Origin of the sequence: Devosia sp. (genome assembly GCF_035944845.1) — a bacterium.
In the GTDB taxonomy this organism is placed as follows: domain Bacteria; phylum Pseudomonadota; class Alphaproteobacteria; order Rhizobiales; family Devosiaceae; genus Devosia_A.
In genome coordinates this window covers 1-13,703 of record NZ_DASZAW010000098.1, presented here as the reverse complement: position 1 = coordinate 13,703, position 13,703 = coordinate 1, and the positions used below count along the sequence as shown (strand labels likewise).

9 protein-coding genes are annotated in these 13,703 nt (G+C 65.4%); 4 read left to right on the top strand and 5 right to left on the bottom strand.

Translation table 11 applies throughout. The features are described 5' to 3' along the window. The first annotated feature begins 7 nt into the window (after window positions 1-7). Window positions 8-607, top strand: coding sequence for an NYN domain-containing protein (locus VGV07_RS19230; protein ID WP_326870342.1), 600 nt, complete (start codon window positions 8-10; stop codon window positions 605-607). Between the two features lie 121 nt (window positions 608-728). Beyond that, window positions 729-1,364: a uracil-DNA glycosylase gene (locus VGV07_RS19225; RefSeq protein WP_326870341.1), complete on the top strand. Its 636-nt coding sequence runs from the start codon at window positions 729-731 to the stop codon at window positions 1,362-1,364. 235 nt (window positions 1,365-1,599) lie between these two features. Here VGV07_RS19225 and smpB read toward each other — a convergent pair whose 3' ends face one another. After that, window positions 1,600-2,064, bottom strand: a complete 465-nt coding sequence (gene smpB / locus VGV07_RS19220; protein WP_291312264.1) for an SsrA-binding protein SmpB — start codon at window positions 2,062-2,064, stop codon at window positions 1,600-1,602. A 123-nt stretch (window positions 2,065-2,187) separates the two neighbouring features. Further along, window positions 2,188-3,069: a 4-hydroxy-tetrahydrodipicolinate synthase gene (gene dapA, locus VGV07_RS19215; RefSeq protein ID WP_326870340.1), complete on the bottom strand. Its 882-nt coding sequence runs from the start codon at window positions 3,067-3,069 to the stop codon at window positions 2,188-2,190. Window positions 3,070-3,354: 285 nt separating this feature from the next. Between dapA and VGV07_RS19210 the strand changes: the two genes are divergently transcribed. Then, window positions 3,355-5,463, top strand: coding sequence for a lytic transglycosylase domain-containing protein (locus tag VGV07_RS19210; RefSeq protein WP_326870339.1), 2,109 nt, complete (start codon window positions 3,355-3,357; stop codon window positions 5,461-5,463). A 45-nt stretch (window positions 5,464-5,508) separates the two neighbouring features. Beyond that, the gene (locus VGV07_RS19205) at window positions 5,509-6,453 is read left to right on the top strand and encodes an alpha/beta hydrolase (RefSeq protein WP_326870338.1); all 945 of its coding nucleotides are present in this window, start codon (window positions 5,509-5,511) and stop codon (window positions 6,451-6,453) included. Window positions 6,454-6,921: 468 nt separating this feature from the next. On the opposite strand, the gene VGV07_RS19200 is transcribed toward VGV07_RS19205, so the two are convergent. The 3 genes from VGV07_RS19200 to VGV07_RS19190 all read right to left on the bottom strand — a co-directional run bounded on the left by VGV07_RS19200 (window position 6,922) and on the right by VGV07_RS19190 (window position 13,620). Beyond that, complete coding sequence (locus VGV07_RS19200) at window positions 6,922-8,295, bottom strand: hypothetical protein (RefSeq protein WP_326870337.1); 1,374 nt, start codon at window positions 8,293-8,295, stop codon at window positions 6,922-6,924. Between the two features lie 131 nt (window positions 8,296-8,426). Continuing rightward, on the bottom strand, window positions 8,427-11,885 hold the full coding sequence (locus VGV07_RS19195) for an OmpA family protein (protein ID WP_326870336.1): 3,459 nt from the start codon (window positions 11,883-11,885) through the stop codon (window positions 8,427-8,429). Window positions 11,886-12,105: 220 nt separating this feature from the next. Beyond that, the gene (locus tag VGV07_RS19190; RefSeq protein ID WP_326870335.1) at window positions 12,106-13,620 is read right to left on the bottom strand and encodes a hypothetical protein; all 1,515 of its coding nucleotides are present in this window, start codon (window positions 13,618-13,620) and stop codon (window positions 12,106-12,108) included. Between the last annotated feature and the right edge of the window lie 83 nt (window positions 13,621-13,703).

Below are 13,703 nucleotides of genomic sequence, written 5' to 3'. Positions count from 1 at the left end.
AACAGGCATGTCAATTGATCCGCGCGAGAAGATAGTTCTCTTCATCGATGGCGCGAATCTCTATGCGACCAGCAAGGCCATCGGCGTCGACATCGACTATCGCCGGCTGCTCGCGGAGTTTCAGTCCAAGTCGTACTTGCTTCGCGCCTACTATTATACAGCCCTGGTCGAGGACCAGGAATACTCCTCGATCCGACCGCTCATCGACTGGCTCGACTATAACGGCTTTACGGTCGTCACGAAGCCCGCCAAGGAGTTCACCGACGCTTCCGGGCGCCGCAAGATCAAGGGCAACATGGACATCGAGCTCACCGTCGATGCCCTCGAAATGAGCCAGTACTACGACCATCTGGTGCTGTTCTCCGGCGACGGCGATTTCACCGCGCTGGTCGCGGCGCTGCAGCGCAAGGGCAAGCGCGTCACCGTGGTCTCGACGCTGACCACGCCGACCCCGATGATCGCCGACGACCTGCGCCGGCAGGCGGATTTCTTCATGGATGTCGCCGATCTCGCCAAGATCGTCGGCCGCACGCCGCCGGTCGAGCGCACGGCACCAGCAGCGCCGGTTGACCGGACCATGGCGACCGTGGACCCTAAGGGAAGCTGAGTCCCCCAGCATTTCTCGTTCATGGCAACGAGCAATGCTGGAAACTCTTGATTGTCGCGCGTTCGAACCGGAAAAGTCTCACAACTTTTCCTGAACACGCTCCAGCCCTGACGGTTCCACATTGCCTGAGACCAACCCGCCGCACGATTGCCCGCGCTGCCCCCGGCTCGTCGCCTTCCGGCACGACAACCAGCGCGCCTATCCGGATTTCTTCAATGCGCCAGTGCCCACCTGGGGTGATGCGCATCCCGGTCTGATGATCGTTGGCCTCGCGCCCGGCCTCAAGGGCGCCAACCGCACCGGCCGGCCGTTCACCGGCGATTACGCCGGGGACCTGCTTTATGCCACGCTCGAAAAATTCGGCCTTGCCACCGGGCACTATCAGCAGCGGCCGGACGACGGGCTCGAACTCAGGAACGTGCTGATCGCCAATGCCGTCCGGTGCGTGCCGCCGCAGAACAAGCCGACCGGCGACGAGATCAAGACCTGCCGGCCGTTCCTCGGCGCCGCCATCGAGCACCACCGTCCCCGCGCCTTCCTGGCGCTCGGCCGCATCGCCCACGATTCGCTGTTGTCGACGCTGGGCGAGAAACGCGCGAAGTTCGCCTTCGGCCACGGCGCCGAGCACCGGCTGTCGAACGGCGCGACGCTGTTCGATAGCTACCATTGCTCGCGCTACAACACGAATACGGGGGTGCTGACCACCGCGATGTTCGAGGATGTGGTGGGGCGGGCCGCCAGGGCGATCCAGCAGTAGGCGGGAGGGGCGACTTCTGAGGCCGAGTGACAACGTTGTGGAGGTGATGGAGCCGAAGCAGACGGCCCCCTCCCATCCTCCCCCATGAAGGGGGAGGTGCCCTGCCGGAGTATTGGGCACGAATGATGACGGTGCCTCGACTCTTCACCTCCCCCTTAAAGGGGGAGGCCGGGAGGGGGCCGTCCTATCAGTCAGGAATTGCGGGCCAAAGCAGCCCTGGCCGAACGAGGCGGGACTACCCGCGGCCGCCCTCTTTCATGATCCGCGACTTGTCGCGGTTCCAGTCGCGGTTGCGCTCGGTTTCGCGTTTGTCGAAGCTCTTCTTGCCCTTGCCGACACCAATCAGCAGCTTGGCGCGCCCCTGCTCGTTGAAGTAGAGCTTCATCGGCACGATGGTGTTGCCGGCGCGCTCGACGTCCTGGCTCAAACGCGCCAGTTCCTTCTTTTTGACCAGCAGCTTGCGCGGCCGCTTCTCCTCGTGGTTGAAGCGGTTGGCCTGCAGGTACTCCGGGATGTGGGCGTTGATCAGCCACAGCTCGCCGCGCTCCGGCGATGCATAGGCCTCGGTGATCTGAGCCTTGCCGGTCCGCAGCGACTTCACCTCGGTGCCGGTCAAGACGATGCCGGCTTCGAGGGTGTCGGTGATCTCGTAGTCGTAGCGGGCCCGGCGGTTCTCCGCGATCGGGCCGGTGACGATCATCGCCGGTTTGTTGGGTGTCTTGGCCATTGGTTCCAGCGAATAGTACGTGGCGAATAGCGAGTAAACTCAAGGAAGTCGAAAGGGGCCTCCCCTGCTCGCTACCCCCTATTCGCTACTCGCTCCTTAGTTGGGCAGCAGGCCCGCATGCGACAAGGCCGCATCGATTGCCTTCTCGTTGTCCTTGGACACCGGGACGACCGGCAGGCGGAATTCGTTGCGGCAAAGCCCAAGCCTCGCCGCCGCATATTTGACGCCGCCGGGATTGTTCTCGAGGAACAGCGCCTTGTGCAGTGGGAACAGCTTGTCCTGCAGCGCCAGCGCTTCGGCGAAGTTGCCTTGCTGGCAGGCATTCTGGAACAGCGCGCTGAGGCGCGGCGCGACGTTCGAGGTCACCGAAATGCAGCCATGACCGCCATGCGCGTTGAAGCCGAGCGCCGTCACGTCCTCACCCGAAAGCAGGACGAAATCGGCGCCCAGGCGCATTCGCTGCGCACTGGCTCGCTCCATGTTCGCCGTCGCGTCCTTGACGCCAAGGATGTTCGGATGCGCCTCCTTGAGGCGCACGATGGTGTCAACCGTGAGGTCGACCACGGTGCGGCCGGGGACGGAATAGAGCACGATCGGCAAGGCGGTCGCCGAGGCGACGGCGGAGAAGTGCTGGAACATCCCCTCCTGGGTCGGCTTGTTGTAGTAGGGCACCACCGACAGCACCGCGTCGGCTCCGACCTCCTCGGCAAAGCGCGCGAGCGACACCGCCTCGGCAGTCGAGTTCGAGCCGGCGCCGGCAACCACCGGCACGCGCCTTGCCGTGACCTCGACGCAGATCTCGATGACACGGCGATGCTCTTCATGGCTGACCGTGGGGCTCTCGCCGGTCGTGCCGACCGGCACCAGCCCGTGCGAGCCCTCGTTGATCTGCCAATCGACGAAATTGCTGAAGGCTTTCTCATCCAGCGCCCCGTTCGCAAACGGAGTGATGAGCGCTGTGATCGAACCTCGCAACATTTCGGGTCAGTTCCTCATATGGCGACGCCCCTTGGCGTTCGCGGCTGTGATTGGTAGGGCCTTGTGGCCAGAACATGGCCACATCCCGATCATCGGGGGGCCACAATCGCGCACCATAGTTTTTCTCGTGCGGCGCGACAAGCAAGCTGTCGATAGAGGGCGCGACGCACACCCACAAGGACCGAGCGGCTAACCAAACGTTCACGCGCGCCGTGCAACCTAGGACGCTGCAAGGGTGGGGGCACCTTGTTGGACTTCGTATTGCGGACCAACAGGACGGTTACCATGGTTGTTGCGAAAGGCGCCCGCCGCCTGATCGCCACTGGAATTGTTGGCCTGGGCGTGATCGGCGCTGCGACGCTGCCGATCCTGTTGTCGCGCGCCAACGATGCAGCGACCGCCGACGTCGTGGCGCCCGTCGCCCGGCAACCCCTCGCTCCCGCAGTCGAGGCTTCGCTGGTCGACCCCCTGACCACCGGCTCGATCCCGGCCAAAGCGCCCGTTGCCGAGAGCAAAGCCGCTTCCGCGACGTTCAAGGAGGCGCTGGAGCTGCTCGCCGACGGCAAGCGGACAGATGCGTTCGCGCTGGCCGACAGCATCGCGGATACGGCGGAGCGTCACGCTATCCAGTGGGCGGCGATCTTTTATGGCAACGGCGCCGTGCCGGCCGCTTCAGTGCAGAAGTTCATCGCCGATGCTCCGGATTTCGTCGCGAGCCCGGTGTTCAAGACTCGGCTCGAAGAGGCGCTCACCCGGGAAAAGGCAGACGGCGCGACGCTGATCAAAGCGCTCGGCGGCGCAATGCCCAGCACCTTGGCGGCGCAGATCGCCCTGGCCGAAGCCTACGTCGCCGACGGCCAGAAAGAACGCGCTGCGCGCATCGCCCGCGCCATCTGGACGGAGAACTTCCTCGACAAGGCGACAGAAGCCAGGGTGCTCGACCGGCTCGGCAACCTGCTCGATCGCGATGCGCATTGGGCGCGCGCAATGCACCTGATGATGCACGATCGCGCCACCGGTGTGGAACGGCTGATGCAGTACCTGACGCCGGCGCAGAAATCGCTGGCGGTGGCGCGCAACGCGGTGTCGCGCAACGCCAAGGACGCCAAGAAACTGCTGGATGCGGTCGACCCGTCAATGCGGGGTAACTCGGTCTACCAGTTCAGTCGGGCTCAGCGGGCCCGCCAGTTCGAACTGTGGGACGATGCCATCACCTGGCTCGACAAGGCCAAGGGCGAGCCGGTCGATGCCGCCGAGTTCTGGTACGAACGCCGCACCCTCGCCCGCCAGTTGCTGGCTCTGGGTGAGGTGAAGCGGGCGTACCGTGCTGCCGACGGCTATCGCGAGGGGCCGGATGGCCGGCTGGTGGAAGCGCATTTCCATGCCGGCTGGATCGCCCTGGCGTTCCTCAAGGATGCCGAGGCGGCCGCCTCCCATTTCGAGGAAATGACCAAGCATTCGACGCTGCCGGACTCGGTCACGCAGGCGAACTACTGGCTCGGTCGTGCCCGGCAGGCGCTCGGCGACGAGTCCGGGGCCGCGGAGGCGTTCAGCAACGCCGCAGCGTTCGGCACCATCTACTACGGCCAACTGGCCCGCTCTGCACTCGGCAAACCCTCGACCGAGCTACGCGACATGCCGTCCTGGAAAGAGGCCGAGGCCGGGTTCGAGGCCCGTGAGCCGGTCCGCGCAGTGAAGCTCCTCGCCGAGAACGGTCACAAGGAGCTGGCGATCCCCCTGCTCCGCAGTTTTGCCGATGGCTTCACCGATGGCGCCGACCTGTTGCTTTCGGCCCGGCTCGCCCAATCGCTCGATGCGCATCATCTTGCCATTGCCATCGCCGACACGGCCGAAAAGCGCGGCATTCCGCTCGACCCGTTCAACTTTCCCAAGGATGGCCTGCCGAGCACCAAGCTCGCCTCGATGGACCACGCCGCCATCTACGCCATCACCCGACAGGAAAGCCGTTTCCAGGTCGACGCGATCTCGTCGGCCGGGGCGCGTGGCCTGATGCAGCTGATGCCGGCGACGGCAAAGGAGACGGCCGGTAAGCTGGGAGTGAAATACTCCGCCAGCCGGCTGACCAGCGACGGCGCCTACAATGCACTGCTCGGCTCGACCTATCTCAAGGCGCAGCTCGAGCGCTTCGACGGTTCGCTGCTGCTGGCCGCAGCCGCATACAATGCCGGGGCTGGCAACGCGCGCAAATGGATGAATACCTTCGGCGATCCGCGTTCTGAGGCAATCGATCCGGTAGTTTGGGTAGAACTGATCCCGGTGCAGGAAACGCGGACCTATGTGAAGCGCGTGCTGGGTAACTACCTCGTCTACCGGGCACGCCTCGGCAAGGACGACCTGAGCATCGGCGAGGCGCTGCGAAAGATCCCGGGATAGCGTTCCGGGCGGTGGCTGGGACGACGCCAACTCTGCTATTGTTCAATGATGTTCTCGCGCCCGCGCCCAATACCGGATGATCATCGCAGCTTTGCCGCCATGCCGGTGGCACGCTACACGATCGGGCCGGCAGACGAGCAGATGGCAGTCCATATCTCCGGCCGCCTGGCAATCGGCCGCGTTCCGCTGGTCTGCGTGCCCGGCTACCAGCGCAACATGTCGGACTTCACCGACTTCGCGAACCACTTTCACCGCGTCTATGGCGACGATTGGCCGATCGTCATGGTCGACCTCAAGGGCCGTGGCCGTTCGTCGGACCGCACCGACAAATCGCGCTACATCTCGACGGTCGATGCACTGGAGCTGATCCAGGTGCTGGCCGCGTTGGCCGTCGATGGTGGCATTTTCGTTGGCCAGGGCTATGGCGGCCAGGTGGTCATGGCGCTTGCGGCCGAGCGGCCAAACCTGGTGGCTGGCGCGATCCTCATCGACGCCGGCCCGGTCTCCGACCCGCGCGGCCTCGTCCGGCTGCGCAACAACCTCAGGGATCTCGAAGGCAATCGCTCCGAGGCCGGCTTCCGAACTATGGCGCGCCGCATGCTGGCGCCCGATTATCCCGCTGCCACCGAGGGCCTGCTCGATGTGCTGGCAGCGCGTACGCATTATCTCGACAAGCGCAACCGGGTACGCGCGCTGTTCGATCCGCACCTCACCGGCCTGCTCGAGGCCTTCGAGCATGACGATATCCTGGTACCGCAGTGGCAGCTTTATGACGCCCTCGGCAGCGCGCCGCTGTTGTTGATGCGCACGCAACTGACCGAACAGGTGCGGCGCGAGACGTTCGAGGAAATGCTGCGTCGCCGGCGCGACGCGGAGGGGTATGTGATCGAGGGCTCGGGGTCCCCTGCCCTGCTCAACACGCCCGAGGATGTCGGCCCGATCGCCGAGTTCGTGCGCAAGCTGATCAAGCGGCGCGCCAAGGCGGCCTGAGGGGCCGACTCGATGTCGGCGGGCGAGACGGCCCGGTGCCCGCCACCACTCCAATGCAAGAGGGCTGACGATCGAGTGCCCACCGCAGCCACCCCAAACTCGGTGTCATCCCAGCGAAAGCTCATATGCGCCAAGTTAAGTGTGCGCCGCGGCATGAGTTCGCCACCGGCGGCACCCAAGAACTCGATGTCATCCCGGCGCAGGCCGGGCCCCATCCTGAGATGGGGCGGCACTTGCGCAAATACCTTACCATCTCAGGCGGACGAGGGCAAAGCCCTCGCCGCGAGATGGCCCCCGGCCTGCGCCGGGGTGACACCGTGTGTGGGGAGGCATCTGTGACAAAGCCCATCGCAATTTAGCGGCTATGAGCGAAAACTGGGACCCAACTCGCGGCGGCGCAAGTGGATCGATGGGCCGGTGAGTGGGGTACCTTGGTGTCAGGCAAGGGCCTCAGTTGCGGGCAGCGGCCTACTGCTTGCCCGCCGCCTTTTTCGTCCGGGCCATTGCCAACGCCAACTCACGCGCCTGCTCACGCCAGTGCTCGCGACCGATCCGCCCCGCAATACCAAGATGGTTCTCGATCCAGTCGGCATTCTCGTCGGTCAGTTCGGCAACCTGGTCAAAGTGGTAGAGGCCGAGCGTGTTCAGCGCCGTTTCGATGATCGGCAGGATGCCGATGACATGGGTGAGATCATCCTTGACGCCGAGGCGCGGCGCGGGAATGCCGACCGGCTTGCCGGGAACCTCCACCTCGGCCGCCATTGCCACGTTGGCAGCTTGCGCCGCCGCTACAACCGCCGCGGCCGAGGCAAGGACAGCGGCCTCCGCGGACACCTCGGGAAGGTCGACACGGCGGGGCCGCGACGGGGCCGTGCGTCGGGGCGACCAGTTGCCCTCGATGGCGCGCATGGCAGCCGTCTCATCGTCTTCGTCATCCTGAGAAGGCGGAACGGCCGGGATCGCCGGGTCAGCGACCGCGGGCTCGGGCTCGGGCTCGGTTTCGAGTTCGAGTTCGGCAGGGATAACGGGCTCGGCCGGCGCCATATCGGCAACCGAGCCGGGAGATTCCTCAGCGGGGGCATCTCCGGTCGCGCTCGCGACAGGTTCCGCGTCCGCGACGGGCGCCGGAGGCGAAACAGGCACCTCCACCTCAGGCACGGTCGCAATGGTTGGCGCGATCTCCACCGCAACCGACGTGACGCCTTCTACCTCGAGGACCGCTTCCTCGGCCTTGATCTTCAGCCCGGACGGCTCCTCGACACTCACCGGGAGCGCCGGTTCGCGTGCTGGCGCCACACCAGGCGTGACGATAGGCACTTCAGGGACCGCAGCCACCGGCTTTTCCAGCGGGAATGGAATGACCTCGGCGCCCGCCCCCAGGGCGATCACCCGAGCAGGCTCAACCGAACTGCGCGGGTGCGGCACAAGACGACCGGAGGTGGTTTCACCGGCAACCCGCGCCGGCCCCATGGTTGCGGCCGGTTTCGGTATGGCAACCGTCGGCAACGGCGCGATGCTCGGGATCTGGATCTGGCTCGCGGGGCTGCCCGGCTTGTCGCCGGCCAGCGCCAGTAGCGCCTCGGTGAAATCGAGGGTCGGCACCTCGGCGGGCGCCGTGGGCGTCGGTGTCTTTGCCACTTCGCCGATGACCGGGGCGGCGACCAATGCCGGCGCCGCCTCTTGCTTGGGCGGCTCGGCAACGACAACCTGCGGCGAGGCAGGGGCCTTGACCGGCAGGAAGCGCGACACCGCCAGGCGCGCGAGCGCCCCGAGAACCGCGCCAACGAGGAACGCCACCAGCAAGAGAAGCGCGATCTCTAGAATGTGGGCAGGGTTGAGCATCTGCTGCCTCAACTCTTCTGGGTGCGGACGGAGAGCCAGCCGGTAACGAGACCGATTGCTCCGGCGCCCAGGACGAATGGCCAGTAGACCTCGAGCAGATAGATCAGAGAATCCAGGGTCATAGGCGTTCGTTACTCGTCCGCGAGAGTGAAGGCGATGCGGCGATTGGCCTGCTTGCCGGCGCGTGTCTCGTTGCTGGCGATCGGCAGGCTTTCACCGTAGCCAATAGCGTAGAGCCGCTCGGGCCCGATGCCGCGCAGGATCAACGCATCGACCACCGCCTCGGCCCGCGACACGGAGAGGGCGAGGTTCGCCTCATCCTCGCCGTCGGCATCGGTGTGCCCCTCGACGTTGACCGTCGCTTCCGGGCAAAGGGCGAGATAGCCCGCCAGTTCATCGATGGCCGGCACCGACTCGTCAGCGATCCGGGCGCTGCCGGACTGGAAGACGATGGCATTGCGCGCCGCAAATGCCGTTACCTTGTCGCGGCAAACCTCGAGTGGCGGCAGCAAGGTGACGCTGGTTTCCCATTGATCGAGGGTGGGCACCGCCGCCAACGCGCTCAGCGCCGCCTGCTTCGCCTCCTCGCTCTCGGCCCGACCGGTAAGGACCCAGCGATCCCCATCGAGCCCGAACTCGCCATCCGCCAGCAGGGCCAGCGCGCGGCTTCCGGCATCGGCATTGGTGACGAAATCTCCGGGGAGGCCGGGGTTGATCGCCAGTGTCTCCGAGGGCTCTACGCCGGCGATGACAGCGAGATGTTGCCGCATCGGCTCAGCCGGCACGGCGCCGGAGAAGGCGATCTGTCCGCCGAGCGGCTTCTTGGCGTCGAACAGGTAGTTGCGAGTTACCGGGGTTGCGGGCTCGGCTGTCGGCTGGGGCTCAGCCACCGCCACGTCCTGCTCTCCCGCTGCAGCCTCGGCATCCGGTATGGGTGCAGTCTCTGCATCCGGAATCGGTGCGGCTTGCATATCGGGCGCCGGTTCGGGCAGTGCATCCGGCGCAGCTGCAACATCTACGCCCGGGACCGGCGCGACATCACTCGATGGAGGGGGAACGATCTCGGTCGCTGGAGCTGTCTCCACGGCGGCCTCGGTCGCTGCGGCAGCGGGTTCGGCTGGAGCCGGCTCCGACGGCGCAGCGGCGACTTCGGGGGCCGCTGGCTCGGGAGCTGGCATCGCTTGCGTGGGCTCGGCAAGAGCCTCGGCCCACCCGGCTCCGCCACCCGATACCGTCGTGAGGGCGGCCCGTGCCGCCTCGGCGTCGGCTGCGGTCAGCGGCTGGCCAGAAATGGACCAGGATTTGCCGTCATACTTCACCTCGCCGCTCTCGAGCTTCAGCAGCGCATCGAGACCGGCCATCGAATCGGCGATGAAGCCCTGCGGTTCGCCTGAACCGACCAGGGTCGTGTCACTGCTGAGCTTACCGGCGCGAACGGCCGCGGAGCGGCGAACCTCCTCAGTCGGAACGTAGCCCGAGAGCGCAATACTCCCATCGGCCGCCTTCACTGCCGACCAGACGAACGGCGTTACGACCGGCGCGGCATCTGCGGCCTGGAGCGCCACGTGCCAGGCCGATGTGTCGGCCGCTGCGCGCAGCGCTGCTTCGACCTCATAGCGGGCCGCTGTGGTCGCGAGCTTCCCGGTCAGCGACCAACTGCCCGCCGACAGCGCCAACGTGCCCTCGTCGAGCGCCAGCAGCGCATCGAGTCCGTTGATCGACGCCGGGATGAACCCTTCGGGAGCTCCCGCGCCAAGCGTGGTACTATCAACGACGTTGGTGCCGGCGTGCACGGACAGGTAGCGCTTCAACTGCTCGGTGGGCACGAATCCGGTGAATGCGATACCGCCATTGGCCGATTTCTGTGCCCGCCAGACATAAGGATCGACGACTGGCAGAGCCGCCGTCTTGGCCGCTTCCGGCAGACTGACGGCGTAGGTCCAGCCAGCAGTCCTGAGGCCGGTCGCGGCGAAGGCGGATTCGGCGGCGAATGCCTCCTGCGGCGTATCGACAGCGCCGCTCAGGCTCCAGCTCGCGCCATCATAGTTGACCTTGCCGCTGTCGAGCATCCGCAGCACGCCGAGCGCCTTCTGCGCCGCAGCCTCGAAGTCGGCCGGGTTGCCGTCGGCGACAACAGTCGTGTCGGTTGCGCCCGCCGGCAGCCCCGCCGCAAGAGCCTTGCGTATGGCTGCACTTGGAACATAACCCGACAGCGCGAACTGCCCGGCAGCGTTCTTTTCGGCGGCGAAAGTGAAAGGCGTCGCCAGGGGCGGCTTCACCGTCGTGTTGGCGAGAATCAGGCCCTGCGGCGCCCCCAGCTCCAGCCGCGTCTCGATGGCTTCGAAGTCGGCGACAGTGGCGGCACGGCCCTCGACGGTGATCACGGTCCCCTGGATGGCAGCGTGCCCTTCACTCATCCGGCGCAGCGTTTCGAGCACGAAGTCGATCGCGGATTCGAAACGCTCCGGCGCGCCACGGCCAAGTTCGAGCCCGGCAGCGTCGACATTGTCGAGCGCTTCAAGGCGATCCCGTAGTGCGGCATCAGGGATGAAGCCATCCAGCACGATCCCGTTCCCGCTGCGCTCCGCGCTCAACCAGTATTCGCTGATGTGAGGCGGACCGAGCGTTACGGCGGCGCCTGACGGAGTCATGGCGACCCGCACGGATTCAGCTGCAGCAACGTCCGCGGGCGAGCCCTCCAGCGTTGAAGTGCTATCAGAGATCGTTGCGCTACCGCTTTCCAGCTTAACGAGATTCTGCACCAGCAACTTGGCAGATGTAACGAACTCGGCAGGAGCGCCGGAGGCCAGCACCAGGCTCGTCGACACGCTGGTTCCGGCCGGCGCCATGGCCTCGAGCTCACCGACCAGCGCCTCGTTTGGCGTGGCGCCGGACAGGGTCAGCCGCTGCCCGTCATATTCGGCGCGCCACTCGAACGGCGAAGCCAGCGCCGGTTGCACCTCGCGGTAGGCAAGAGTGACGGCGGCTGGCGCCTTCGTTGCGTCGACAGCAGCGAGCGCGCTATAGGCCTCGGGCGATCTGGCGCGACCGGAGACGGTCAAGTCGAGGTCGGCGAGCGCAACTTCGCCCTCATCGAGTTGCCTGGCATAGCCGAGGGCGTAGGTGGCAGCGGCAATCCAGTTCGCCCGGTTCGGCGCTCCTGACATCAGGCGGGTCTCGTCGCGCACCCCCTCGCCCGCCACCGCCAGGATCTCGGCTCGCGCCGCCTCGTCGGGCAGTCCGCCGGAAAGGGTCAGGACTCCGCCGTCCACGGTCGCAACGAACGGAAATGGGCTGACGTACTCGGCGAGCACCACCCTGGAGGTCACCGAGCGCACGCCGTGCACGCTTGCGACTTTCGCCACGGCTTCGTCGATCATCGCCTGGGTGGTCGCCGTGCCGGTGAGCGTGGCATCGCGCATGTCGAAGCTGAGCTTGGCCCATTCGAACTCGGGGGTGGCGATAACCGCGCTGGTGCGGCTGGCCAGGTCCTGGGGGATGGCGCTGCCACTCGTCGCCACCGCAGCGGCCGTACCGCCGATGACCGTGACGAAGGCTGGTACACCCCAGCGCAGGAAGATGCCGCTCATGCCGCCCCCGAAACAAGAAATCCGCCGGCAGCGAGCCGACGATGAGCCATAGCGCCAAACACTGAATCGGAGAAGTGCGTCAACGCCACTGACAATTTCTGAATGTCAGCATGAACCGATAAATGCGGCCAAATGAACGAAGCCTGACAACTCTGTGAACACCACAAACAGAAAGGCCCGGCTGACGCCGGGCCTCTCCAATCCGATTGGGCCCTAAGGCTTACTCGAAGGTCTTCTTGAACTCGGTCTCGATCTTGTAGCCGAGATCGTCCGAAGCGCTGCCCGAACCGATCGTGCCCTTGATCGAGGAGGTGTAACCACCGCCCGGAGCCCAAGCCAGCTTGGCCGAAGCGTAGAACACGTCGTCCGCGAACTTGGGCGCAACTGCAGGAACCGGGGCCACAGTCACAGTCGGACCAACAAACCCGCTGCCCGCCTTGGCGTAGTCATCGTAGATGTAACCGACTTCACCGGTGATGGTGATCGACTCGGTCACAGCAGCCGAGACGCCAGCCGCGACCTGGTACGAGTCGGCGCCGCTTGCGTCGTCGTGGTACCAACGGCCGCCGACGTTGATGGCAACGCCCTCGGCAACAGTCACGCCGATGGACGCGCTCGCACCGAAGTCGGTACCGGTCACACCATCATCCACAGCCTCGACGGCACCAGCGATGGTGAACATGTCGAAGGTCGCCGAAGCGGACGCCAGAACGTTCCAGTAGTCGTAAGCGAAGTCTTCCGAGTGCCCGTAAGCACCGGCGAGAACCACCTTGAAGTTGTCGAAAGTGCCAGCGAAGCCGGAGTGGATACCCCAGTTGTTGACTTCCGCATCAAGGATGCCGCCAGCCGCACCGGTGATGTGAGCCGAGATGCCCTCACCGGCGTAGGCGATTACGCCAACAGCGGTACCAGCGTAGCCATTGATACCATCGAGCTTCTCGACGCCACCGCTGACGGTGAAGCCATTGCCGAGGTCAGAGGTGACCTGGATAACGTGACCACCGTCACCGATGCCCTGATCGGTCTTGAACGGACCCCACGACACACCACGATCAACCTTCTCGGAGTTGAACAGGTCAAGCCAGGTCAGCGGCTCGTCGTCAGCCTTGTTCATGATCGAGCCCTTCTTGCCCGCCATGATCACGGTCGAGTCGCCGATCGAGACATAAGCTTCGTCGAGGATGACGCCACCGGTGTCCGAGCTACCAATGCCCGTGCCGGCCTTCTCGGCGAAGCCCAGAATGTCGTCATCGGTGTTGGCGTCGAAGATGTCGAGGTAGTCGCCGTCCTGGTTGTAGTCGACGCCGCCGGTCGCAAGCTCGTTCGTCACCTTGCGGTTCTGAACCTGCTTGAGCTTCAGCACGGCCTTGGCCGGGCCAAAATCGGAGTCAGCAGTGGCAACGAACTTGATCCAGGCGTCGAAGCGCGACTGCCAATCCTGACGGTCGTCGTCGCCCGGCACGAAGCCGTGGCCACCAACAACGCCGAGGCCGAGCGGCGTGGTGCCAGCAGCGGTCGGAACGAGCACGGCGTCCTGATAGTCGCCCCAGGTGAACTTGTACTTCACTTCACCGGTGATCTGCAGGCAGTTGGTGTCGGACGAGATCGTCAGACCCGACAGGCCCAGCGCGTCGCAGACGTCGAGCGACGTCAGAACGCCGAGATCGGCCGCAAAGGCGCCGGTCGAGAGACCCGCTGCCGCCACAGAACCCAGAAGAAGGCTCCTGATTTTCATTATTGACCTCCAAAGTCAGTCATTCGTTTTGCCAGTTGCCCGGCGGCTTGTCGAAACGCGACCACACTTTTGTGTGTGTTGCC

Excerpts from the sequence above, each read along its gene's own strand:
- VGV07_RS19230 (WP_326870342.1), top strand. The coding sequence starts at position 8 with ATGTCAATTGATCCGCGCGAGAAGATAGTTCTCTTCATCGATGGCGCG.
- smpB (WP_291312264.1), bottom strand. The coding sequence starts at position 2,064 with ATGATCGTCACCGGCCCGATCGCGGAGAACCGCCGGGCCCGCTACGAC.
- dapA (WP_326870340.1), bottom strand. The coding sequence starts at position 3,069 with ATGTTGCGAGGTTCGATCACAGCGCTCATCACTCCGTTTGCGAACGGG.
- VGV07_RS19210 (WP_326870339.1), top strand. The coding sequence starts at position 3,355 with ATGGTTGTTGCGAAAGGCGCCCGCCGCCTGATCGCCACTGGAATTGTT.
- VGV07_RS19205 (WP_326870338.1), top strand. The coding sequence starts at position 5,509 with ATGATGTTCTCGCGCCCGCGCCCAATACCGGATGATCATCGCAGCTTT.
- VGV07_RS19200 (WP_326870337.1), bottom strand. The coding sequence starts at position 8,295 with ATGCTCAACCCTGCCCACATTCTAGAGATCGCGCTTCTCTTGCTGGTG.
- VGV07_RS19195 (WP_326870336.1), bottom strand. The coding sequence starts at position 11,885 with ATGAGCGGCATCTTCCTGCGCTGGGGTGTACCAGCCTTCGTCACGGTC.
- VGV07_RS19190 (WP_326870335.1), bottom strand. The coding sequence starts at position 13,620 with ATGAAAATCAGGAGCCTTCTTCTGGGTTCTGTGGCGGCAGCGGGTCTC.